The following is a 23,923-nucleotide window of genomic DNA, read 5'->3' as shown; positions in this document are numbered from 1 at the left end:
GTGTCATTGGACGCGCCGGCCATCACGAGATTGGCCGCGGTTTTGACGCCCGCGCGCATCTGCAGGTAACTCGTCACGTAGGACCAGCCATCGGCGATGCCGAGGCAGACCAAGCACAGGACGGGCAGCAACATGGCAAACTCCACGGCGGCTATCCCGGATTTGTCCCGGACAATGCGCAAGGTCCGCCCACCCATCCCGCTACTCGACAAGCTGAACGGACAGTGCCGCCGGAATGTCGTCCATCCCGAGGCCTTTGCAGTTCTGCTTGATCGTCGTACTGCCTGACCACTGGATGGTGTCGGCGACGACCTGAGTGCAGCCACCGTTCCCCGAGAAGTTGCCAAGGTAGTTGACCTGCTGCCTGGGAAAATAGATGGCGCCGGTCAAAAGCGAGTCCGCTGTGCCGTTGAAGGTGCTCTGTGCCGCAGTCCCGGTCCTGTCGCCGTAGAACAGCACGCCGGAATAGGCTCCGGAGGTAGGCGCGCTCAGCGTCACCTTGGCGTTGCCGTTCATGCTGACGGTGTTGCTGCCTGCCATGAAGATGGTTACCCCGCTGCCGGCGACGACCGCGTTGGCGTTGACCTTCATACCGCCCTGCACGACGTAGACGCCGGGCTGCAGGGTGACGTTGCCGCTGAGGCTCATGCCGCTACAGTAGGTGCCAGGCTGGAGTGTTTGCGACGTCTTGTTGCCGTTGACATTCTTGCAAGGGTTGCCGGCTGTCGGCGTCGCCAAGCCGGAGAAAGGATCGGCTGCCGGCAAGGCTCGGGTGATGTTGGACTTGCAGACTGTGGTCGCTGGATTGTTCAGCACCATGCCGCCGACCGTGATCAGGCAGTCGGCCTTGAGCACCGCCGAGCCCTGCGTCTTTATGGCGTCCGAGGCAATCGAGTCCGACATGACCGAACAGCCGGTGAGGTTGACGGTGGTGTTGCCGGAAAAGAGCGCAGCCTGGGAGGCCGACGGACTGAGCGCCAGCACGCAAGCTTTGGAGGCGTCATTGATCAGCGCCACCGCCCTTGCCTGTTCGGCAACGGGCGCCTGGTTGAAAATCGCCGTGAAGTAGCGGTCGAGGTTCTGCTTGACGATGACCTCCACTGCCTTCTTCGCGGTGTTCGGGCCGGACAATGGCGGCGTGTTGACCTGGATCGTGCCCGGCGTGGCAAAATTGTTCGAGGTCGCGGACTGCGTGGCGGCGGCGATGATGGTCGGGTTATCGGAACCCGCGACTTTCTCGAGCGCGCCGGCATAGGCCGCGGCATCGGCAACGGCCTGCAGCTTGAGGCTGCTGTAATACCAGAAGGATGTCTCCACACCGAGGCCGGCGCCGCCAACCACGACCGGCAAGGTGAAGGCAACGATGACGGCAACGTTACCGTTCGTGGCGCGCCTTAGGCGGCTCAAAGCAAACCAAATCCGGGTGAACGCGTTGGATGCCATATGTATTAGAAACCACGAATAGATAAACGAATGTCTAAAAACTCCATTCCGATTCGACGTAGTCGAACGGGCTAGCTAGGCGCAAGTTGCAGCGACCGCGCAACATCCTGTCGGAGGTTCCGCCCCAATCGACGAATGCGAAATATGCCGCTATCCCGAACTTTGTTGTCGACCAAGTGACATTTAAATGCCCCCTCTGCGAAGAAGCTATCGAGAAGACAGGGGACACCGCGCTGCCGGTAAGGGGAAAGATCGGCTCACGCCGCCTCAGGAACTTTGTGCAATCCGTCCGGGGCTGGCTCTGAGGGCCACACACGCCCGAAACCAACCACTCCAGCCACGATCAGTCCGTGAGGCGCCCACGAAACAACGTGGTGCCGTCGGTCAGCTGCGACCTGGAGATATCCCGGAACCCAGCTTCGGCCATCCACCCGCGATACTGACCTTCCGTGTACGATTCGCCTGCGCGGTAAAGGTTCAGGAAGGTGAGATTGAGAAAGACACCCTCAGGCGGGCCGAGACGGTCGTCATCGACGACACCCCACCCCGCAATTGCGATCTCGCCTCCTTGGGTGAGGCAACGCGCCGCGTTCAGGATCGAACTGCGCGCCTGGTCCGGCGGCAGGACCTGGACGACAGCCTTCAGGATTGCCAAGTCATGCCGGCCGGTCGATGGAGCGACCGTTATGTCGCCTTCTTCGACAACCACATCGCCGGCACCGTATTCCGACAGGATCGCTGGTGCGACCGCTGCGACCGTCGGGAGTTCCATCAAAGTCGCCGCAATATGCGGCCATCGCTCGCGAAGTCCGACCAGAATGGTCCCGGCGCCGCCGCCGATGTCGATCACCGAACGGACCGCCGAGAGGTCCAGCTCACGGGCCAGATTCCGGCCGAAAATCACCCCTCCCGGTGCGAGCATGCGGCTGAAGGCCGCTGCGGATTCTGGCCCCGCTTCAGAAAAGTCATGCAGCGCGGCCGGCCGGTTCTGCCGCAGCGACTCTGCGGTCAAAAGGTCGGCTCCCCAGAGTTCGCGCAGCAGCACATGATCGCCGCCGCGATAGGTCGGCTTGGACGCGTCAAGAAACTCCGACGCTTCGGCTCCGTTGCGAAACTGACCATCCTCGACGTCGAGGAGACCGATGCTGGCGAGCGCGTAGAGGAGCCGCGACAGACGAGCGGGCTCGACTTTGAGCGCTGCCCCAAGGCTGTCGGCAGTCGCAGCATCGCCGCCGAGCCAGGTGAAGATGCCAAGGTCCAGCCCGGCACGAAGCGCCAAGGCGGGGGGCACCCCTGCGATCAGCTTGTCGATCCGATCGGAATCCACCATGTCATATCCCGTTGTGCGATCCAGGATCGACCTTGAACAGCTCGGCCAACCTCGTCAAATCAGTTCGCCAGCGCGCCGCTCTCCGCGTCGAGCAGGTTCAGCTTGGCGGTATCGGGTTCGACGTAAAGCGTATCTCCGGGGCCGGCGCTGATCCTACCAGCGCCCGCGACCGTTGTGCGCCGGCCCGGCATACCTCAAAAATCCGGCTGTGATAATGGCTGGTCGCGCCTTCGGACGCTACGCAGGCAAGGCCAGCAGCGCCAGTCCGGCCAGCGCCGAGCCGGCCAATGTCGGCAGCATGCCGATCCTCAGTTTCAGCATGGCGACCATAGCGGCTGCCGCCAGCAGCGCGGCACGCCAATCCAGCGACGACAGCACCGGCACCTCCATGCCCAGGCCAACGCGGTGCACCGCGCCGAAGACGACATGCAGTGCGAACCACAGCGCAAGGTTCATCACCACGCCGACGACAGCCGCCGTGATCGCACTCAGCGCCGCCGACAGTGCCTTGTTGCCGCGCAGCGCTTCGATGTAGGGGGCACCGAGAAAGATCCAGAAGAAGCACGGCACGAACGTCACCCAGAGCGTCAGCAATGCGCCGAGCGATCCGGCGACAAGCGGTCCCATCGCACCGGCGTGCCGGTAGGCGGCGACGAAGCCGACGAATTGCAGCACCAGGATCAATGGTCCCGGCGTCGTCTCGGCCAGGCCAAGCCCATCGACCATTTCACCCGGCGCCAGCCAGCCGAACGACGTCACCGCTGCCTGCGCGACATAGGAGAGTGCGGCGTAGGCGCCGCCGAATGTGACCACCGCCATCAGGCTGAAGAAGCCGCCAAGCTGTGCCCAAACACTGGCAGGGCCGGTCAGCGCCAGGATCAGTACGACCGGCCCGAGCCAGATCGGCAGCCAGATCGCGATGGTGCGCGGCGCGTGCCATTTCGTCGGCTTGGTGTGAGCGAGTTCGCCGCGTTCGAACATGACGTCGACGGCGCCCCTGACATCGGGCAAATTGTCCTTGCCGCGTGCGGCTCCGGAAAAACGCGCCGGTGCCAGGCGGTTGCCGATCCAGCCGGTCAGCCCTGCAACCAGGATGATCAGCGGAAACGGGAGCCTGATGACATAAATGGCAAGGAACGCGGCCACCGCGATCGCCATCATCACCCGGTTCTTGAGCGCCCGTTTCCCGATGCGGAGGACCGCCTCGACGACGACGGCCAGCACCGCCGCCTTGATGCCGAAAAACAGCGCCTCGATGACGGGCGCATCATTGTAAAGCACGTAGAAGATGCTGAGGCCCAGCATGACAAACGCACCGGGCAGCACGAACAGGATGCCGGCAACGAGGCCGCCGGCGGTCCGGTGCAGCAGCCAGCCGATATAGATGGCGAGCTGCTGTGCCTCGGGGCCTGGCAGAAGCATGCAGTAGTTGAGCGCATGCAGGAACCGCTGCTCGCCGATCCAGCGGCGATCCTCGACCAATTCCTTGTGCATCAGCGCGATCTGTCCGGCCGGCCCGCCGAAGGAGAGCAGGCCGATCCTTGCCCACAGTTTCGCGGCTTGGCGGAAGGTCGGGACGATCGGAGCCTCGGTAGCCTGTGCATCGTCGTCCGCGGCAAGGGCGCTCATGGCGCTTTGCCCGCGCTGGGCCAATTGTGGGTTTCGTCAGTGGCATCGCGGCACCATCTGAAGAACGCATCGTAGAGCAGCATGGCGGCATCAAGCTGTTCGAGATCGTCGCGGAACATGCGCGACAGCCCGAGCGATGCAGCGAGGAACCCGGCCGCCTGCGGTACGAGATCGAGGCGCGCCGTATCGGCTGCACGCACGATCAGCGCAAGGCGATCGAGCGCTTCGGACCGCAACCCGAACTCTTCGATCATCGTGTCGAAGGTGCAGCGCTCGCCGCGATGGCTCCAGAACACGTCGTCGATGTCGAAGGCAACCGCCCCAAACCGATCGGCGGCCGCCAGCACTTCAGACGGCTCGACAAACAGGAACACCGCCGAGGGATCGACGAAGCGGCGGATCAGCCAGGGACAGGCGATGCGGTCGACCTTGGGGCGGGCACGCGTCACCCAGACCGTGCGGCCCTTGTCGTCGCGGGGCGGTATCTTGTCGGCCTTGACCAGAAGTCCCTTGGCCGCCTGCCACGCCTCGAAGCCGCCTTCAAGAGATTCGGCAGCAATGCCCTCATGGCGCAGCCATGCGGCAACGCCTTGCGAGAGCTTCAGCCCCTTCTGGCAGATGACGACAGCATGAGCCCCCGTGAACTCGGCCGCCCAGCTCGAAACAGACTTGAAGTCGCGCCGGCACGAGGCCGGAAGCAGCCGCGGATCGACGTCGTAGTCTTCGTCGATGCGGACATCGACAAGAACAGGCGCGTCGGACAGACCGACAAGGCGGGAAAGCTGCGCTACGGTGATTGCGGTTGTTGACGGCATGGCGTCCACCTCCAGAGTGAGAGTTTGGACGCGATCATTGGGCTGACGCCTCACGGGGTCGTCGCGAAGGAACCCCTTGCCACAATGCTGGATTGATCCTTCGTATTTGTCAAGGAAAGAGCGGCGCCGGGGGACCGCGCCTACTGCGCCGTCCAGCCGCCATCCATCGGCAAGGTGGTGCCGGTGATCTGTCTGGCTGCGTCAGAGCACAGGAACAGAGTCAGCGCGGCGAGCTCCTCGACGGTGACGAATTGCTTCGTCGGCTGCGCTGCCAGCAGCACGTCGTGCTTGACCTGTTCCTCGGTCATGCCGCGCGCCTTCATCGTGTCGGGGATCTGTTTTTCGACCAGTGGCGTCCAGACATAGCCGGGCGCGATGGCGTTGACGGTGATGCCGTCCTGCGCGACTTCCAGCGCTACCGTCTTGGTCAGACCCGCTATGCCGTGCTTGGCCGAGACGTAAGCCGACTTGAACGGCGAGGCGACCAGTGCATGCGCCGACGCGGTGTTGATGATGCGGCCCCATTTGCGCGCCTTCATGCCGGGCACCACGGCCTTGATCGCGTAAAAGGCGGCAAGCAGATTGATGCGGATGATGGCTTCCCACTTGTCGTCGGGAAACTCCTCGATTGGCGCGACATGCTGTATCCCGGCATTGTTGACCAGAATGTCGAGGCTGCCCAAGGCCTGCTCGGCTTCGCGCACCATGGCGGTCACCGCTGCGCCGTCCATCATGTTGGCGCCGGAGTAGCGGCACTGGACGCCGAAATCCTTCTCGATGCCGGCGCGCTCCTGTTCGATCGCCGCGGCTTCGCCAAGGCCGTTGATCGTGACGTTGGCGCCCTCGGCGGCAAGGGCGCGGGCAATGGCCAGGCCAATGCCGCTGGTCGATCCGGTGACGAGCGCATTCTTCGAAGAAAGGGAACCCATGGAGATCTCGCGACTGTTGGGAGGGACTACAAAGGCACATAGTTTGTGCGCCGCAACATGACAACGCCATAACCATATGTCGGCGCTGTTACAGCACTAAAACGCGCTTTGCCGGCCTCGCCGAGCGCCGTCTCAAGGCTGACACGTCAAGGCTGACACGGCAGTGTTATGGTGCGGCGCAACATAGTCGGCCGCGCATTCGCGCAGTCATTCCTGAACCATCGATCCAACGAATCAGGGGGGCTGTAGCTTGAAATCGCCGATGTCGTGATGCGTGCCTATGCCATGCCGCTCACCAACCGTCCTTTCCGCCCGGCCCGTATCGCTTCTTCGACCGCGACGCCCTAAGCTATCCCGCAATCTCCAGTAGGGCCGATACCAGCAAGTGGCGTTCGTCGGCGGACAGCACGTCGGAATCGAAGAGGTTCATGCTGCGCAGCCCTTCGATGGCCAGAAAGCAGACCAGCAGCGTCTTGAGGTCCGGCGTCTCGCTCTTCAGCCGCTGCAGCAGCTGTGACTTGAAGGCTTTTATCGGCGTCAGGAAATCCGGATCCTCGGCGATCGCAGAGAATATCCACGAAGCCGTCGGCTTCGGCTCCTCACAATCATCCGCCGAGAGCCGGATATAGGTGGCGAGGAGGCTCTCGCCGCTGGCGCCGGCGACACGGCCCGATTCCAGCGCCAGCTCGAAGGCGCGCAGGTAATTCTCCACCAGGCCCTGCATCAGTTTGGCCTTGGTCGGAAAGTTATATAACAGGCCGCCTTTCGACACGCCGGCGCGGCTGGCGACGGCGTCAAGCGACAGGCTGCCGGGACCGGCCTCGCGTGCGACATCGGCGGCGGCGGCGAGTATCTTGTCGCGCGAATTTGCCCTTCGGGTCTTCATCGATCCCTTCCCCCGCACCAGCCTAGGCGGAATTGACAAGACCGTCCAGACGGTACAGTAAGTTCGCCGTCATTTGTAATCGGGACCTGGCGTCGATAAGTGTCCCGCTATTCGGCTATTTTGCCGGACATCGGCCGAGGGGACAGTTCGTGAAGCGCTTCATCTCTATCACCGCAATTCTGCTTCTGCTCGCTTTGGTGTGCGTCGGCGTTGTCGGCTTCAACCTGTTCCGCGATAACGCTATCAAACAGTATTTCGCCACCATGAAGCCGCCGGCGACGACCGTATCGACGGTTGTCGTCAAGCCTTCCGACTGGACGCCGGGCGTCGAGGCGATCGGCACGGTACGCGCCGTGCGCGGTGTCGACCTTACCGTCGAGACCAGCGGCATCGTCAAGGACATCCTTTTCCATGCCAACCAGAAGGTGCCTGTCGATTCGGTCCTGCTGCAGCTCGACGATGCCGTCGAACGCGCGGATCTGGTCGCGGCCAAGGCGCAGTCCGTGTCCGACAAGACGGCACTCGAACGCGCGCTGGAACTGCAACGGCGCGGCGTCGGCACGGACGCCACGCTCGACACCGCTCAAGCCGCTGCATCGGCTTCCGCGGCGCAGGTCAACAAGCTGCAGGCCGTGCTTGATCAGAAGCAGCTGACGGCGCCGTTCGCCGGCACCGTGGGCATCCCCAAGATCGACCTCGGCCAATATCTCTCGCCCGGCAACGCAGTGGTGACCTTGCAGGATCTGGACACCATGCGGGTCGATTTCTCGGTACCCGAACAGCAGTTGCCGCTGCTCAAGATAGGCCAGGCGGTGCGGCTCGGCCTCGGCGGCACCGGCGGCGGCGCCGACATGCCGTTTGCCGGCTCCATTCGCGGCATCGATCCCAAGATCGACGCTTCAAGCCGCCTGGTGTCCGTCCGCGGCGAGGTCGCCAACCCTGACGGCAAGCTGACGCCCGGCCAGTTCGTCCAGGTTCGCGTCGAGCTGCCGCAGGAGAAAAACATTCTGTCCTTGCCGCAGACGGCATTGACGTCGAGCCTCTATGGCGACTTCGTCTTCGTCGTCGTTCCGGCGAAGCCGGCGGAAGGCGCCCCAGCCGCGAAACCCGAGGAAAAGCCTGCTGCAGGGGCCGACGCAGCAAAGCCGGCGGCAGATGCAAAGCCGGCAGACGCGAAACCGGCTGCCGAAGACGCCGCGGCGAAGCCCGCGGACAAGCCGGCTGTCGACCCCGCGAAGCCCGCGGCAGAACCGGAAAAGCCGGCGCTCGTGCTGTCGCAGGTGTTCGTGAAGCCCGGCCGCCGCAACGACGGCATGGTCGAGATCATCGAGGGCATCAAGGCCGGTGACGAGGTCGTCACCGCCGGTCAGAACCGTCTCTTCAACGGCATGTCCGTCGCTGTCGACAACACCATTGACCCCAGCAAGTCGGCTAACCAGCAGGCTCAGCAATGAACTTTTCCGACATCTTCATTCGCCGGCCGGTCCTCTCCACCGTCCTCGCCTGCATGATCCTGCTCCTGGGTTTCCAGGGCATCTTCAACCTGTCGATCCGGCAGTATCCCAAGGTTGACGAGACGGCGATCACCATCACCACCGCCTATCCCGGCGCCAGCGCCGACCTGATCCAGGGCTTTATCTCCGCCCCGATCGCGCGGGCCGTCGCCTCGACCGAGAACATCGACTACGTCACCTCGTCCAGCCGGCCGTCTTCGAGCACTGTGGTCGTCCAGATGAAGCTCGGCTCCAATCCGGATGTCGCGCTCACCGAGGTCCTGTCGAAGGTGCAGGGCGTACGCGGCACCTTGCCGGATGCATCCAAGGACCCGGTCATCGTCAAGGGCACCGGCCAAGAGTTCGCGATGATGTACATCTCGATGCAGAATCCGAACATGAGCAAGGAGCAGCTCACCGAATATATCGAGCGCGTCGTGCGGCCCCGCATGTCGACGGTCGAAGGTGTCGCCGACGTGCAGATCTTCGGCGCCGAGGAATATTCGATGCGGGTCTGGATCGACCCGGTCAAGCTTGCTGCGCGTGGCGTCACCGCCGCCGAAGTGCTGGCGGCGATCAACAACTCCAACTTCCTGTCGGCGCCCGGCAACACCGAGAACGAATATGTCGTCTCCTCGATCACGGTTCGCTCGACGCTGCAGACGCCTGAGGCCTTTGCCGAGCTTCCGCTGCGCTCGACGGACGGCCAGGTGGTGCGCTTGCGCGACGTGGCGCGAGTCGAGCTTGCCGCCGAGAGCACCGACACGAGGGTGAGCTTCAATGGCAAGCCCGGCACCTTCCTCGCCATCTTCCCGACGCCGGCCGCCAACCCGCTGACAACGGCGGAGGCGATCCACAAGATCGTGCCTTTGATTCAAGAGACGCTGCCGAAAGGCATGACCATCGAAATCGTCTACGATTCCACCGAACAGATCAGCGCCTCGATCGATGAAGTGTTCAAGACCATCGCCGAAGCCGTCGCCATCGTCGTCGTGGTCATCCTGTTGTTCCTCGGCTCATTCCGCTCGGTGATGATGCCGATCGTGACCATCCCGCTGTCGCTGGTCGGCGTCTGCTTCCTTTTGTTTGCGGTCGGCTATTCGATCAACCTTCTGTCGCTGCTGGCCATGGTGCTGGCCATCGGCCTTGTCGTCGACGACGCTATCGTGGTGGTGGAGAACATCCATCGCCACATGGAGGAGGACCACATGTCGCCGATGCAGGCGGCCTTCAACGGCATGCGCGAGATTTTCTCCGCCATCGTGGCCATGACCATCACGCTCGCCGCCGTGTTCGCGCCGCTGGCCTTCACCGGCGGCCTGACCGGCGCGCTGTTCCGCGAGTTCGCGGTGACGCTCGCCGGTTCGGTGGTGCTGTCCGGCCTCATAGCCGTCACCATCACGCCGATGATGGCGGCGCGTCTGCTCAAGACGGGATCGCACAGTCGCTTCCAGCGCGTCGTCGACGGAACCTTCAGCCGTGTCGAGCATGTCTATGAGCGGGCGGTCACCGCCTCCTTGAGAAATCGACCGGTGACGCTGCTGATGGTCGTGGCGCTGGTTGCGCTCACCGGCTTCATGTTCACCAAGACCTCGAGCGAACTGGCGCCGGAAGAGGACCAGGGCTTCCTGTTGTCTATCGTGACGGCACCGCGCTACGCGACCTCGGACTACACCGAGACCTACGTCAACCAGATCCTCGGCCTGGTGAAGGACATTCCCGAAACCAGGGCGCAATTCTCCGCCGTTGCCTTTGGCGGCGCCACCAACGGCGCCTTTGTCGGCTTCGCCTTCAAGGATTGGGCCGAGCGCCAGCGCAACTCAAAGGAGCTTCAAGCCGATATCCAGGGACGCCTCGGCAAGGTGGCCGGCGTCGAGGCCTTCGTCTTCGCGCCGCCGACGCTGCCGGGCTCCGGCGGCGGCCTGCCGATCTCCATGGTGGTGCGCTCGACCGGTGGTTCCGCGGAGGTCTACGAGGCGGCCGAGCAGATTAAGAACAAGGCGCAGGCCTCCGGCCGCTTCATCGTCGTGCAAAACTCGATGTCATACGACGCGCCGCAGGTGACGGTGACCATCGACCGCGACCGCGCGGCGGCTCTCAATCTGCCGATCGCCGACATCGGCCAGACGCTGACGCTGCTGGTCGGCGGCGCCGAAGTGGCTCAGTTCGACCGCGACTCCAACAGCTACGACATCATCCCGCAGGTGCCGAAGGAATTCCGCGACAATCCCGAGAAGCTCGGCGAATATTTCGTGCGTAGCGTGACCGGCGAAATGGTGCCGCTTTCAGCGGTGGTGAAGATTTCGACCAACGCCGCGCCGGCCGCGATCGAGCAGTTCAACCAGCTGAACTCGGCGACGATATCAGCGCTGCCGCTTCCCGGCGTCACCACGGGCGACGGGCTGCAGACCCTGGAGAACCTTGCCAAGGAGAGCCTGCCCGATACCTTCTTCATCGATTATTCCGGCCAGTCCCGGCAGGAGAAGGAGCAGGGCAACACGATCCTTATCGCGTTCGCAGCCGCCGTAATCGTCATCTATCTGGTGCTGGCGGCGCAGTTCGAAAGCTTCCGCGACCCGCTGATCATCATGATGGCGGTGCCACTGTCGATCTTTGGCGCCATCGTGCCGCTCAATCTGGGGCTTGGAACGCTCAATATCTACACGCAGGTCGGCCTGATCACACTGATAGGTCTGATCACCAAGCACGGCATTCTTCTGGTCGAGTTCGCCAACCAGCAGCGCGAGTTGCATGGCATGAGGCGGCGCGATGCGATCGTCGCCTCGGCCAAGGTGCGCTTGCGGCCGATCCTGATGACGACAGCGGCGATGGCGCTCGGCGTCGTGCCGCTGATCGTGTCCAGTGGTGCTGGTGCGGCGGCGCGCTATTCGATGGGCCTCGTGATCTTCACCGGCATCCTGGTCGGAACCATGTTCACCCTGTTCGTGGTGCCGATGTTCTACACCTTCATCGCCAGCAAGGACCTGCCGCACCACGCCGAAAAGCCAGACCCGAAGCTGATGCCGGTGCACGCGGACTGAGCTGCGAACGGCGTTAGCGAACAAACGAAAAGAGGCCGGAAATTTCCGGCCTCTTTTTTGACTGGATTGATTTACCGCGAAGCTCTGATGGAGCTTCAGGCGGGAACTTGCGGTGCGGCATGACCTGGCCGGCTGCGCTGCACCATCGCTCCAAACGCAGTCTGCTACTTGACGATGACGATGCTGGTGTTGGTCGGCCCGAAGGTTTCGACCAACTGGTAGAAGTCGGCGGCATTGTCGGGATGCAGCCGCACGCAGCCATGCGACGCCGGCCGTCCCAGCCGCTTGATGGCGTTGGTCGCATGCACGGCGTAGCCGCCGCTGAAGAAGACCGAATGCGGCATCGGCGCGTTGTCGTATTTCTTCGAATGCCACATCTCGTGCATGCGGGTCGGCTTGAACGAGCCGGTCGGCGTGACATGCGCACTGTCGCCGGTCGAGACCTTCCAGGCGAAAGTCGGCCGACCATCGACCAGCACTTCCATGGTCTGCTGCGACAGCGAAACACGCGCCACGATCTGGTTTGCCGCGGCATGGGCGGTGCTGTTGGCGGCGCCAAGCAGAAGCGCGGCGCCGCCGGCTGCGGCGGTGACGTTGATGAGTTTGGCGGAAATGGCTTTGTACATGATGGCTCCCCTTTGCCGGTCGTGCCGGCGTCAATTCGGTGGCCGCCTTATCCCCGCGCCATGTTTCAGACTGACTTCGCTGAGGCTCGTTTGTGTTTCGAATCTGTTTCCTCTGGTTAACAAGCAAGGTGGACAAGGGAAGCGTGCTCCGCCTGTGCTGCGCATTCCCGATCACGACCGGGCCGCCAAACGAAAGTGCTGATCTCTTTATATGAAAGAAGTTTGGCTTCGCTCGAAACCGACTTGCAACAAAGCGCGGCCTGGGCGGCATGATCTGGTTACAGGCTCACGGCAAAGTCATCCCAACGAGAACAGCCGGCGCCAACGAAAAATGAGCATCAAATCGACCACCCTGTCCTGGCTCTTCAGGATAAGCATCGCCGCATTTGTCGTCGGCGGCATCGGCACAGTAGCCGGCGCCCCGATGACGAAACTGGCGGTGATGAATTCGGGTGAGATTTCGACGCTGCATGCCGCGCTGTTCATAGCCTTGGTCTGGATTGTCTCCAGTCTGCGCATCAACCGTCTCAGGGCCCTCTGGCGGGTCGGCCTCGGGTTGAAGTGGATGCGCGGCCCCTCCGGCAACTTGCTGCCGAGAGGACCGAAGGCCCGCGTCGCAACGGGGGGCTCCGTGGGCGACGCGGGCACTTCGGGTTTATCCTGAAGCACCCGCGGTTCTGATTTTTGGGGATAACCGATGAAGACGAAATCTGCAGCCTCCGTGCTTTCGGTACTGCTCTATGCACAAGGCCTGCTCGGCTTTGCCGGTCTCGCCACGGTTCTCCTGAAGGACCGCGCCCATGCCGCCAGCGAAATCGTAGTCGCCAGCGAATTGCCGTCGGGACCATCGCTTCTGGTGGTGCGCTGACGCCTATGCATGGCGCCCAAGATTGCGCAGCTTTTTTGGGCGAGCCGAGAAACAATCCAGCCTCCCAACCCTCAGTCGGCGCGCTGCGTCGGCGGGTCGAACCGGTAGCCTGCGCCGCGTATAGTTGTGATGGTTTCGGTGTCGAGCTTGCGGCGGAGCCGCACGATGCGCGAATCGATCGAGCGGTCGAAGGCATCGGCATTTTCGGCGGGCGCCGCCGCAATGATGTCGTCGCGCGTCAGCACCTTGCGCGGGCTGGCCAGAAACAGCCTGAGCAGCGCCACCTGGCCCGGCGACAGCTGTTCTTCCGTACCCGAACGGTGCATGACGATGGCCGACCGCAAATCGACGGTGGCATTTTCCAGCACGATCAGTTCCTGGGCGGACCTGCCGCGCCGCGTCAGCAGGCCGCCGATGCGCGCGGCAAGCTCCCTGACATTGAGCGGACTTTCGACGACATCTGCGGCGCCAAGCTCGAGCGCCAGCACCTTGTCGACCAGATCGGCCGGCCGGCAGATCAGGATGAAATCCGGCCCCGCCTTCCCGTCCGCGCTCTGGCCGCCGCCATAACGCCTGAGCAGGTCCCGCCCCTCCGCCTGGCTGAGGCTGTCGCCGACGATGACGATATCGATGCCTCCGGCCGAAAGCAGGGATTCAGCTTCCCAGGGCTGCCGCGCCTCGCGCACGTCATGGCCGCGCCGGTCGAGATGATCGGCAAGATCGCCGGCCACCACATCGGCGACGGAAACCAGCGCGATGACGGATCGTGCAGCCATGTTTTTCTTCCCGTTCCCCCGCAACCGGATATGAGTGCTGGACATCATGTTTATACCCAATCTACTTTCCGCTGAAAGCGGGAGCGAGGCCATAGTGCGGGCACGGATTGTCATCGTCGAGGACGAGCCCGATCTCCGGGACGCGGTCGCCGAGTATCTCGGCGCCAACGGCTACGATGTGACCCAGGCCGGAAGCGCGGCCGAGGCGCGCGCCTTGCTGGAGACGGAACCGTTTCATTTGGCCATTCTCGACATCGCCATGCCGGGCGAGGACGGACTGTCGCTCGGCCGCTGGCTGCGCTCGAAAATACCGGTCGGCATCATCTATGCCACGGCTGCCGGCACCGCACTCGACCGCATTGTCGGGCTGGAGCTTGGCGCCGACGACTACATCGTCAAGCCCTACGAGTTGCGTGAGGTGCTGGCTCGTGTGCGCAGCGTGCTGCGCCGCGTTCCGCAGCCGAGCCCGCCCCAGGCGGCGAAGACACAAGCCGATGGCGGCCGCCGCCTGACCTTCGGCCCGTTCCAGGCCGACCTCGACGGCAGGCTTGTCACCGGCGCCAACGGCGCCGTCATCGACATGGCCAAGAGCGAGTTCGATGTGCTGGAGGTTTTCCTGACCCGCGCCAACCGGCTGTTGACGCGATCGGCGATCTCCGAGGCGATTGGTTTTGTTGAGGATCCTGAATCGTCGCGCGCCGTCGACATTCGCATCATGCGGCTGCGCAAGAAGATCGAAACCGATCCGGCCAATCCGAAATTTTTGCGCACAGTGCGCGGCGAAGGCTATATCTTCTCGCTGCCGACCGGTGACGGGCACTAGAGCAATTACAGGAAAAGTGTACGCGGTTTTTCCGCCCGGAATTGCGTAAAAACAAAGAGATAGAGCGCTTCTCCGTTTCCGTGAAACGGTGAAACGCTCTAGCAATTCCAGGAACAGTACGTAGCGATTTTCCGTTCGGGATTGCATTGAAACATGGAGCGTTTCACCTTTTTCGTGAAATGCTCCATAGCTGCCTAATCCGACGGCCCTTTACTGATGGCTGACATGACCGCTGAACCAGCACCACGCATGGACCCGCAAGGCGCTCGCCAGAGCGCCGCGATGACGGCTGTGCGAGTCGTCCGCCGGTTGCGCGATGCCGGCGACTGGCAGCGCGAGATGGAAACCATCCTCGAAACGCTCTGCAGCGCCATGAATTGCCAGCGCGGCATCCTGTTCAGGCTGCGCGAATTGCCCGGCCAGGGCTTCGCCCAATCGGTCGCCGCCTACTGGATCGATCCTCGCTTCGGCGGCGAACTGGCTTCGCCGACGGTGATCATGCAGTCGATCGTCGATACCGATCCGCTGCTGGAGCGGATTGGAGAGGACGAGCGGCAAGGCAAAATCTTCGCCGGCCATACGCGCGATCTCGACGGGTTCCTCAGGGCCGATTTCGAAAAGCAGCACATCAAGTCGTTCCTGTCGGTATCGGTGTTCGCGCACGGTCATCTGTGGGGCACGTTCGCGGTCAATGACTGCCTAAACGAGCGCGAATGGACCGAAGAGGAAGAGGCGACGATGCACATCATCGCGCTCGCCATCGGCGACGCCATCGAGCACTCGCCGTCCGACGCCCATGCCAGCGAAGTCATCCGCCGCACCATGCTGCAGGCGTCGCTCGACGCCATCATCGTCATCGACGAGACCGGCTCGATCATCGAATTCAATCCGGCCGCCGAAAAGATGTTCGGCTATCAGCGCAGCGACATCCTCGGCAAGGACCTGCTCGATACCGTGGTGCCGGAATATTACCGCAAGGGCTATGTCTCGGGCGCCGAATACATGTCTGGCCGCGGCGCGCCGATGGTTGGCCAGCGGCTTGAGACCGTGACACAGAATGCGGCCGGCGAGGTGTTTCCCATCGAATTGACGGCGACCGAGATGCGGGTGGCCGACCGTCAGCTCATCTTCGGTTCGATCCGCGATCTGCGCGATAAGCTGCGCGCCGAAGAAGAGATCAACCGCCAGCGCGAAAAACTGCACCAGAACGAGAAGATGGCGGCGATGGGTTCGCTGCTGGCCGGTGTTTCGCACGAGCTCAACAATCCGCTCGCCGTGGTCGTTGCTCAGTCGACGCTGCTGCATGAATTCGCCACCGACCCGCAGACCAAGGTTCGCGCCGAGAAAGTGCGCGCCGCTGCCGAGCGCTGCGGCCGCATCGTCAAAAGCTTCCTGTCGATGGTGCGCCTGCATCCGGCGGCGCAGGCCGAGACCGATCTCAACCAGGTGATCCGCGCGGCACTCGAAGTGACCGCCTATGGCGCACGCTCGAGCGGCATCATCATCGACACCGATTTCGCGCCCGGCCCGCTGCTGGCGATGGCCGATGCCGACCACGTCACGCAGGTGGCCGCCAATTTCCTGATCAACAGCCAACACGCTCTGGCCGGTATCGGCGGCGACCGCCTGATCAAGGTGCGGACATTCCGCAGCGATCGCGGCAACCCCGGGTTTTCGGTCGAGGACAACGGACCGGGCATTCCCGAGGCGATCCGCAGCCGCATCTTCGAATCCTATTTCACCACCAAGCCGGTCGGCGTCGGCACCGGCATCGGCCTGTCGATCTCGAAATCGATCGTCGAGCGCCACAACGGCAATATCTGGTTCGAGGAGGTGCTGCCGCGCGGCGCGCGCTTCGTCGTCCAGCTGCCGGTAATCACCGGCGGCGCGGCAGCAGCCGGCGACAGCCCGGCTCGTTCCAGCGGCTTGCGCTATGCGCTGATCATCGACGACGAACCCGACGTCGCCGGCTCCCTCTCCGACATCCTGGAACTGATGGGTATCAAGTCGCGGGTTGTGCCGGCCTGGACGTCGGCAGCGGCGACCTTGACCGGCCACATGCCGCCAGACATCGTCTTTTCCGACTTGCGCATGCCCGGCACCAGCGGCATTGCCATCTACCGCGAATTGCTCGCCGACAACCTGGCGCTGGCCAAACGCTTCGTGCTGGTCACCGGCGACCTGATCGGCGCCAAGGCCGAGATCGAAGCCTTGCCGGCGCCGCAGCGCCCGCAAATCCTGGAAAAGCCGTTCTCGACGCTGGACGTCCGCGGCGTACTCTCGGCAATAGCCGATCAGGTCGCCGCCGCCGGCTAAGTTTTCGAAGCACCCACGTAGGGTCTATCGAGATTCGGGTCAGGCCGAGTCGAGAATGGTGGTTCCCGAGAACCGGAGCGGAGCGTACTTGAAGTACGCGAGCACCGGAAGCGCAGGGAACCTCCATGCGCAGGCCGGCCTCACCCGAATCTCGATAGACCCTAAAAAAGAGGCTCCCGACCGAGGGAAGCGGCGGGAGCCAAGAACGAGCGCGGGAGGAAGCGCTCGGGAGGTTCAGAAAACGTTGGGTGTCGTGGTCAGCGGCGCTGCGTTGGCGATCATGCGGACGGCACGCGCCTTGTGCACGCCGGACTGGGCGGCGATGACGCGCAGGCACTCCGCGCTCTCGGCGCCCCAGGCCTGGCCCTGGCAGGCAAAATCGATTTCCGGCTCCGGCAGCCGGGCGGTCTTGATGGTGGTCAGCGCGCCCTGGACGACATTGGCCGGCGGGTTGAGCGAAGCGAAGGCCGGACCGGAAGCCGGTGTCAGGAACATGACGGCCAGAGCGCAGGCGCCCAGCATGGAGAACATCGCAACCGGATGGTCGCTGGCGCGCTGACGCAGTGCCGGTTTGGCGCGCCGTTCGTTGCTAGTGATCTCGACTTTCGTATGCATTGCTGCTCCCCTTCGTTTTCTTATGAAACGAACCTAAGCGCGCCTGGTAACGGGCGAATGATGCGCTTGGTTTGCCCGCGTAACAGGTTTGAAACAAGAAATTCGGGCATATCCGGACAGATCCGGTCATGTGCCGACGGCAAGATGCGTTTGCGAAGCTGTTTCATGCGGGCAATCAAATGTTGACGACAGGCGGGCCGCGAACGCACCAAGCCCGCTTCCTGTCGGCCGCACTATGAACAAGCTCACACTGCGGATCGAATTTGCGGACGCCAGGTATTTTTCGTCTCGGAGCGGGCCGTGTTTGCAAGCTCGGCACGGCCAAATCCGCATGCCGGACAGCTATTTCACGACCCCGGTTAACGCCCGGATATTCCGGGATTTTCTGGCTTTCAGCCGGCCCTGTTGTGCCGACTTGAAAAGTTAAGATTTCTACAAGCCATTGCATTTCAACGCAAAATATGGTTTTATTGAATGAGTATTCAATAAAAGAAGAGCTTTTTTATGAACCCGCATCTCCGTGACGTGGCGATCCCCAATGATTGGGACCGGCGGGGTCTGCCGGGCTGGAGTTATCACTCCGACGCGCTTCTCGAACTTGAGAAGGAATACGTCTTCCGCAACCATTGGCAGATCGCCGGCCATGTCTGCGACGTGCCGAATGCCGGCGACTATCTGACTATGGACGTGGTCGGCGAGCGGGCGCTCATCGTGCGCGGCAAGGACGGCGTCGTGCGCGCCTTCAACAACATGTGCCGGCATCGCGGCAGCCGTGTCGTCGCCGACAGCCAGGGCACCTGCAAGAACGCGCTGGTCTGCCCGTTCCATGGCTGGGTCTACAATCTCGACGGCACGCTGCGCGGCGCCGCCCGGCCGCGCTCCTTCCCCGAGCTCGACAAGACCGAATTCGGCCTGATGCCGCTCGACCTTGAGATATGGATGGGCTTCATCTTTGTCCGCTTTCGCAAGGGGGGCCCGCAGCCTTCGGTGGCCGAACTGTTGAAGCCGATCGAGGCCGAGATGGCCCACTACAATGTAGCCGAGATGGTGCCGTCCTGGGGCATCTGGACACAGAAAACGCCGGTCAACTGGAAGTCGGTGCGCGACGTCGACAATGAAGGCTACCACGTCGCCATGGCGCATCCGGCGCTGCAGGATCTCTACGGCTCGACCTATTTCGACGAGCCGTTCATCGACGGCGTGTCGCGCTCGTTTGCCACCTACAGTCCGCATGCCGGCCGGCGCTGGAGCGTGCGCGAATACATCAAGCTCACGCCCGATGCCTCACACCTGCCGGAGCATCTGCGCAGGGCCTGGATCTATTACGGCATCTTCCCCAACAACGCGCTGTCGATCATGCCGGAATCGGTGCAGTTCTATCAGGAGTTCCCGCTGTCGACCGGCGAGACGCTGCTGCGCGGCGCCATCTACCGCTACCCCGACGAGACCCGGGAACAGGCGGCCGCCCGCTATCTCGCCTACCGCATCGACCGCGACACCATGAACGAGGACGTGCAGCTTTCCGTCTGGTCGAACGAGTCCATGATCTCGGAGGCCTTCGAAGGTTTTTATCTCTCCGACCTCGAATACGGTGTGCGCACCCACCACGACCATCTGCGCAAGCAGATCCCGGTGCTGGGCCTGGAGACCGCGCCGGAGGAGAAGGACATGTGGAACCTCAATGAGGCTATGCGCTCGCAGGTGTAAGGGCGGAACTGCCAATCACCCCTGCCACACGCCCTCTTTGCGCAGATCATCCATGGTCCGGGAGATCCCCTCACGCAGGATCGCCACCATGTCGTCGATCTGCTCTCGCGTGATGATCAGCGGCGGCGACATCACGCACATGTTGATCAGCGGCCGGACCAGGAGGCCGAGTTCGTGGCAATGCGCGTCGATGCGCTTGCCGACATCCTTGTCGAGCTGCAGCGGATCCTTGCTTTCGCGGTCGGCTACGCACTCGACGCAGCCCATCAGGCCCATGCCGCGGACTTCGCCAACCAGCGGCAGTTCCTCCAGCGTCCTCAGCTGCGCCTGGAAATAGGGCGCGACATCGCGCGTGTGGGCCAGCACGCTGTCTTCCAGGATATCGAGGTTCTTCAGCGCCACCGCGCAGCCGATGGGATGACTGGTATAGGTCAGGCCATGGCCGAACATAGCGTCGGGATGGTTGGAACGGCGCATTTCCTGAAGCAGCCGCTCCGAGATGATGACGCCGCCAAGCGGGAAATAGCCTGATGTAACGCCCTTGGCGAAGGTGATCATGTCGGGGTCGATGCCGAAGCCATCGCCGGAGGCAAAGACATGGCCGAGCCGCCCGAAGCCGGTCACCACCTCATCGGAGATATAGAGGATATCGTTGTCCCTGCAGATTTCGCGAATGCGCTTGAGATAGCCATCCGGCGGCACGACGACGCCGCCGGATGCCTGCACCGGTTCGCCGACGAAAGCACCGATCTTCTCTGCGCCGACGCGGGCGACCGTATCGCGAAACTGATCGACCAGGAAATCGCAGAAGGCGGCGATGTCAATGCCTTTCGGCCGCCGGAACGGGTCTGGCGAGGACAGTTTGACGACCAGATCGTCGGCGCCGTCCATCCAGTCGCGGTCGCGCGGCCGGCCGTTGAGCGAGGCCGACAGATAGGTCGAGCCGTGATAGGCGCCGCCGCGGCTGAGGATCAGCTTCTTTTCCGGCCGCCCGCGCACATTGTTGTAGAACTGCATGAAGCGCAGCGCCGTCTCGACAGCCGACGATCCGCCGGTGGTGAAGAAGGTATGGCTGAGATCGCCCGGCGCATGATCGGCGAGGCGCTTGGCGAGCTCGGCCGACGGCGCATTCATCGTATACCAGGGCGTGTTGTAGGACAGCATCATCGCCTGGTCGTACATCACCCTGGCCAGTTCCTCGCGGCGGTGGCCGACATTGATGCACCACATGCCGGCCGGCCCGTCGATCAGTCGCTTGCCTGTTACATCGGTGATGTAGATGCCATCGCCCTCGCCGATCAGCGCACGCGCTTCATTGCCGACGGAGCCGGCATAAGGCCAGGGCTGAACGAGATGGCGCTTGGCCAGCACGACCGCATCGCTACCGTCAGCCATTTCCATCGCTCTTAGGTCTCTTGCAGCCGCCATCATTGCCTCGCATCGTCTGAGCGTAATTTCACCGGACAGAAAGCGAAGCGCCAAGGGCAGGAAAGCAGGCTTTCTTCACTTAATTTTGAATGTCCGTTCAATCAATATTACAGAAAAAGCGCTTGATTTCAATGCACGGATGCGCTCATGATGAAAGAAAGCCGGCAAGCTTGGAGCGCAACCAGCAAAGCGCGCTCCGCAAAAATTGGGAACAGGCAGCCGGCCCGGTCAATGGGAGCATCATGGCGGAACAGTTCGAGCCAGCAACCGAGATCACGCCCGGGTCGCTGCAATGACGGTAGCTGCCGAAGGGGTGCCCACGCGGCGCATGACGCGAGCAAGGCGAAACGCCCTTCTGCAGTCCGAATCCGTCCAGGGCCTTGCCCTGATCAGCCCGATACGCTTTGATCCTGCTGCTGGTGCCGATCCTGGTGGTCTTCGCCCACTCCTTCTGGACGCAGAACTACCTCACCATCGACCACACATTCACGCTGGAGAACTATCGCATCGCGCTGACCGAGCCGATCTACCGCGATCTTCTGTGGCGCTCGCTCTACATTTCCCTGACGGTGAGCTTTTTCACCGTCATCCTCGCCTATCCGATCGCCTATTTCATCTCGTTCCATGGCGGTCGCCACAAGAGCCTGTGGCTGTTCCTGATTACCATCCCGTTCTGGACCAGCTATCTCCTGCGCGTGATGTCATGGAAAGTCATCCTCGGCTATAATGGCGTGCTGAATTCCGGCCTGATGGGCCTCGGCATCATCGACGAACCATCGACCGCGCTACTCTACAATTCCAGCGCCGTCATCATCACGCTCACACACGCCTGGGCGGCCTTCGCCATCCTGCCGATCTTCGTTTCGCTCGAGAAGGTCGACCGCACCTTGGTCGAGGCTGCCACCGATCTTGGCGACGGCCCGCTGCGCTCCTTCCTGCGCGTGACGCTGCCGCTGTCGGCGCCGGGCGTCATCTCGGCCGCTCTCATCGTCATGATCCCCACCGTCGGCGACTACGTCACCCCAAAGCTGGTCGGCGGCAAGGATGGCGTGATGATCGCCAATGCCATCGAGTCGCAGTTCCATAAGGCCTCCAACTGGCCACTCGGCGCGGCATTGTCCGTGACCACCATGCTGGTCGTGACGCTGATGGCGGGCGCCACCGTGCTCATCATCCGCGCGCTGCAGAGGCTGGCGCGATGACGGCGAGGCGGCGCCTTTTTCCCGGCGGCTGGCTGTCCGCCTACGCCTTCCTCTACGTCGTCTTTCTCTATCTGCCGGTGATCTTCCTGCCGATCTTCTCGATCAACACCGCGCCGACGCCAAAATTTCCTTTCACCGGCTATACGCTGAAATGGTACCAAGACCTGCCGAAGACGCCGGCGCTGCTTGACGCCGCCTGGAACAGCCTGATCGTCGGTATCTCGGCATCGGTGCTGGCGACGCTGCTCGGCATCCTCGCCGCCCGCTCGATCACCCGCTACCGCTATCCCGGCCGCCGCACAATCAATGGCCTGATCATGGCGCCGCTGGTGCTGCCGGAAATCATCCTCGCCATCTCCATGCTGCTGGTCATGCTGCAGTTAGGCCTGAGCCTGTCGCTGTTCACCGTCGTGCTCGGCCATGTCCTGATCTGCATTCCCTATTCGATGACGGTGCTGACCGCCGGTTTCGAGGGCTTTGACCGCAGCCTCGAAGAAGCCTCCGCCGATCTCGGCGAGAGTGCCTTCGGCACCTTCCGGCGGGTGACGCTACCGATGGTGGCGCCGGCGATCATTTCCAGCCTCCTGGTCTGCTTCACCATCTCGCTCGACGAGTTCGTCATCGCTTTCTTCCTGACCGGCACCGAGACGACGCTGCCGATCTATATCTGGGGCCAGTTGCGCTTTGCCGCCAAGCTGCCGGGTGTGTTGGCGCTGGGCACGCTGCTGCTGGTTGCCTCTTTCGTTTTGATGACTGTTGCCGAGATCCTGCGCCGCCATGCGGCCAGACGCACCCAGAGCGAGGGAGGCCTCTATGCCTGAGCAGTCCCGGGCCGAACGGCCTCAGGATGAGCCATCCAAGCAAGACAAGTCCGAGCGGGCCCAATCTGATCGACCCCAAACCGACCGAGCAATGATCGAAATCCGCAGCGTTACCCGCAGCTATGGGGCGTTCAAGGCGCTCGACGACGCTTCGCTGACCATCAAGGAGGGCGAGTTCTTTTCGCTGCTCGGCCCTTCCGGCTGCGGCAAGACCACGCTGCTGCGCATGATTGCCGGTTTCGACAACCCGACCAGCGGCTCGATCTCGGTCGGCGGCCAGTCGATGGAAGGCATCCCGGCCAACCGCCGGCCGACCAACATGGTATTCCAGAGCTATGCCATCTTCCCGCATCTCAATGTCGAGCAGAATGTCGCCTATGGGCTGAAACGGCTCAGGCTGGGAGGAACGGAAGAAAAGCGCCGTGTCGAGGAAGCGCTGGCGCAGGTGTCGCTCACCGGCCTCGGCAAACGCCTCGCCACCGAGCTTTCCGGAGGCCAGCGCCAGCGCGTGGCGCCTCGCCCGCGCCTTGGTGATGCGGCCCAAGGTGCTGCTGCTCGACGAGCCGCTGTCGGCTCTCGACAAGAAATTGCGCGAGCAGATGCAGGTCGAACTGCGCCGCCTGCAGCAGGCGGTCGGCATCACCTTCGTGCTGGTCACCCATGACCAGTATGAGGCGCTCGCTATGTCCGATCGCATCGCCGTAATGTTCGGCGGCAAGATCGCCCAGGTCGCCTCGCCCAAGGAAATCTACCAGCGGCCGGTCAACCGCCAAGTCGCCGACTTCCTCGGCGGCATGAATTTCGTAAAAGCTGAGATCGTCGAGGAGAATGCCGCCTCGCTGGTCGTCGACACGCTGGGCTTCGGCCGCGTCCGGACCGACAAGCCGAAAGCTTTCGTGCGCAATGGCGGCGGCGCCACGCTGGGCATCAGGCCGGAGCGATTGCGCGTGCTGTGGGACAACGCGACGGCGAAATTCGAAGTGGCCGGCAAGGTGGTCGAACGCCACTATTTTGGCGAGATCACCCACCTGATCGTCGAGATACCCGGATTGGAAAAGCCACTGTCGGTCACCGAGACCAACGACTTCGGCGCCGACGATATCCCCGTCGGCACTTCGATCCGCCTCGGCTACGATCCGGAGGCCTTGGTGGCGATGGCGGACTGAGCATGATCC

At 62.9% G+C, this 23,923-nt stretch carries 20 protein-coding genes and 2 pseudogenes; 11 read left to right on the top strand and 11 right to left on the bottom strand.

All coding sequences use genetic code 11. The features are described 5' to 3' along the window. From NKJ76_RS25550 to NKJ76_RS25540, 3 genes are all read right to left on the bottom strand, one after another. A partial coding sequence (locus NKJ76_RS25550) for a TadE/TadG family type IV pilus assembly protein (protein WP_352538652.1) occupies positions 1-197 on the bottom strand: 197 nt, incomplete at its 3' end. Positions 198-201: 4 nt separating this feature from the next. Then, positions 202-1,407: a pilus assembly protein TadG-related protein gene (locus NKJ76_RS25545; protein ID WP_348524259.1), complete on the bottom strand. Its 1,206-nt coding sequence runs from the start codon at positions 1,405-1,407 to the stop codon at positions 202-204. Between the two features lie 379 nt (positions 1,408-1,786). After that, positions 1,787-2,773, bottom strand: coding sequence for a methyltransferase (locus tag NKJ76_RS25540; RefSeq protein ID WP_352538651.1), 987 nt, complete (start codon positions 2,771-2,773; stop codon positions 1,787-1,789). A 32-nt stretch (positions 2,774-2,805) separates the two neighbouring features. On the opposite strand from NKJ76_RS25540, the gene NKJ76_RS25535 reads away from it, so the two are divergent. Next, on the top strand, positions 2,806-2,985 hold the full coding sequence (locus NKJ76_RS25535) for a hypothetical protein (RefSeq protein ID WP_352538650.1): 180 nt from the start codon (positions 2,806-2,808) through the stop codon (positions 2,983-2,985). Between the two features lie 25 nt (positions 2,986-3,010). Here the strand turns inward: NKJ76_RS25535 and chrA are convergent, their stop codons facing one another. From chrA to NKJ76_RS25515, 4 genes are all read right to left on the bottom strand, one after another. Then, entirely contained in the window at positions 3,011-4,402 is a 1,392-nt protein-coding gene (gene chrA, locus NKJ76_RS25530; RefSeq protein WP_023742910.1) for a chromate efflux transporter, read from the bottom strand. Then, a complete protein-coding gene (locus NKJ76_RS25525; protein WP_352538649.1) occupies positions 4,399-5,217 on the bottom strand; it encodes a chromate resistance protein ChrB domain-containing protein in 819 nt (272 codons plus the stop codon). Before NKJ76_RS25525 ends, chrA begins: the two co-directional genes overlap by 4 nt. A gap of 140 nt (positions 5,218-5,357) precedes the next feature. Continuing rightward, a complete protein-coding gene (locus NKJ76_RS25520; protein WP_023714996.1) occupies positions 5,358-6,146 on the bottom strand; it encodes a 3-hydroxybutyrate dehydrogenase in 789 nt (262 codons plus the stop codon). Positions 6,147-6,495: 349 nt separating this feature from the next. Continuing rightward, on the bottom strand, positions 6,496-7,032 hold the full coding sequence (locus NKJ76_RS25515) for a TetR/AcrR family transcriptional regulator (protein WP_352538648.1): 537 nt from the start codon (positions 7,030-7,032) through the stop codon (positions 6,496-6,498). Positions 7,033-7,181: 149 nt separating this feature from the next. On the opposite strand from NKJ76_RS25515, the gene NKJ76_RS25510 reads away from it, so the two are divergent. After that, on the top strand, positions 7,182-8,486 hold the full coding sequence (locus NKJ76_RS25510; RefSeq protein ID WP_023670058.1) for an efflux RND transporter periplasmic adaptor subunit: 1,305 nt from the start codon (positions 7,182-7,184) through the stop codon (positions 8,484-8,486). Beyond that, entirely contained in the window at positions 8,483-11,566 is a 3,084-nt protein-coding gene (locus tag NKJ76_RS25505) for an efflux RND transporter permease subunit (RefSeq protein WP_352538647.1), read from the top strand. Before NKJ76_RS25510 ends, NKJ76_RS25505 begins: the two co-directional genes overlap by 4 nt. Positions 11,567-11,730: 164 nt before the next feature. Here NKJ76_RS25505 and NKJ76_RS25500 read toward each other — a convergent pair whose 3' ends face one another. Further along, positions 11,731-12,192 (bottom strand): L,D-transpeptidase, encoded by a 462-nt coding sequence (locus tag NKJ76_RS25500; RefSeq protein WP_023670060.1) that lies wholly within the window; start codon positions 12,190-12,192, stop codon positions 11,731-11,733. A gap of 331 nt (positions 12,193-12,523) precedes the next feature. On the opposite strand from NKJ76_RS25500, the gene NKJ76_RS25495 reads away from it, so the two are divergent. Then, complete coding sequence (locus NKJ76_RS25495; protein WP_352538646.1) at positions 12,524-12,856, top strand: hypothetical protein; 333 nt, start codon at positions 12,524-12,526, stop codon at positions 12,854-12,856. A 33-nt stretch (positions 12,857-12,889) separates the two neighbouring features. Continuing rightward, the gene (locus tag NKJ76_RS25490) at positions 12,890-13,060 is read left to right on the top strand and encodes a hypothetical protein (protein ID WP_023670062.1); all 171 of its coding nucleotides are present in this window, start codon (positions 12,890-12,892) and stop codon (positions 13,058-13,060) included. A gap of 71 nt (positions 13,061-13,131) precedes the next feature. Here the strand turns inward: NKJ76_RS25490 and NKJ76_RS25485 are convergent, their stop codons facing one another. Next, positions 13,132-13,836, bottom strand: a complete 705-nt coding sequence (locus tag NKJ76_RS25485; protein ID WP_023670063.1) for a response regulator transcription factor — start codon at positions 13,834-13,836, stop codon at positions 13,132-13,134. 94 nt (positions 13,837-13,930) lie between these two features. Here NKJ76_RS25485 and NKJ76_RS25480 point away from each other — a divergent pair, with 94 nt between their 5' ends. Further along, positions 13,931-14,659 (top strand): response regulator transcription factor, encoded by a 729-nt coding sequence (locus tag NKJ76_RS25480; protein WP_023701369.1) that lies wholly within the window; start codon positions 13,931-13,933, stop codon positions 14,657-14,659. 225 nt (positions 14,660-14,884) lie between these two features. Then, positions 14,885-16,975, top strand: coding sequence for a PAS domain S-box protein (locus NKJ76_RS25475; RefSeq protein ID WP_352511850.1), 2,091 nt, complete (start codon positions 14,885-14,887; stop codon positions 16,973-16,975). Between the two features lie 234 nt (positions 16,976-17,209). Here the strand turns inward: NKJ76_RS25475 and NKJ76_RS25470 are convergent, their stop codons facing one another. Further along, positions 17,210-17,590 (bottom strand): hypothetical protein, encoded by a 381-nt coding sequence (locus tag NKJ76_RS25470; protein WP_352538645.1) that lies wholly within the window; start codon positions 17,588-17,590, stop codon positions 17,210-17,212. A 504-nt stretch (positions 17,591-18,094) separates the two neighbouring features. Between NKJ76_RS25470 and NKJ76_RS25465 the strand changes: the two genes are divergently transcribed. After that, a complete protein-coding gene (locus tag NKJ76_RS25465) occupies positions 18,095-19,297 on the top strand; it encodes an aromatic ring-hydroxylating oxygenase subunit alpha (protein ID WP_023742918.1) in 1,203 nt (400 codons plus the stop codon). Positions 19,298-19,312: 15 nt separating this feature from the next. Here the strand turns inward: NKJ76_RS25465 and NKJ76_RS25460 are convergent, their stop codons facing one another. Further along, positions 19,313-20,725 (bottom strand): aminotransferase, encoded by a 1,413-nt coding sequence (locus NKJ76_RS25460; RefSeq protein WP_352538644.1) that lies wholly within the window; start codon positions 20,723-20,725, stop codon positions 19,313-19,315. A 292-nt stretch (positions 20,726-21,017) separates the two neighbouring features. On the opposite strand from NKJ76_RS25460, the pseudogene NKJ76_RS25455 reads away from it, so the two are divergent. The 3 genes and pseudogenes from NKJ76_RS25455 to NKJ76_RS25445 all read left to right on the top strand — a co-directional run bounded on the left by NKJ76_RS25455 (position 21,018) and on the right by NKJ76_RS25445 (position 23,914). After that, a pseudogene (locus NKJ76_RS25455) lies at positions 21,018-21,927 on the top strand (ABC transporter permease). After that, positions 21,924-22,748 (top strand): ABC transporter permease, encoded by an 825-nt coding sequence (locus NKJ76_RS25450; protein ID WP_352538643.1) that lies wholly within the window; start codon positions 21,924-21,926, stop codon positions 22,746-22,748. The pseudogene NKJ76_RS25455 and the gene NKJ76_RS25450 overlap by 4 nt, the downstream one beginning before the upstream one ends. A 91-nt stretch (positions 22,749-22,839) precedes the next feature. Next, positions 22,840-23,914, top strand: a pseudogene (locus NKJ76_RS25445) (ABC transporter ATP-binding protein). Positions 23,915-23,923 lie beyond the last annotated feature (9 nt).

Origin of the sequence: Mesorhizobium sp. M0029, from assembly GCF_040323735.1 — a bacterium.
In the GTDB taxonomy this organism is placed as follows: Bacteria; Pseudomonadota; Alphaproteobacteria; order Rhizobiales; family Rhizobiaceae; genus Mesorhizobium.
Note: the sequence above shows the minus strand (reverse complement) of the source record. Positions and strands in the feature narration are given on the sequence as shown.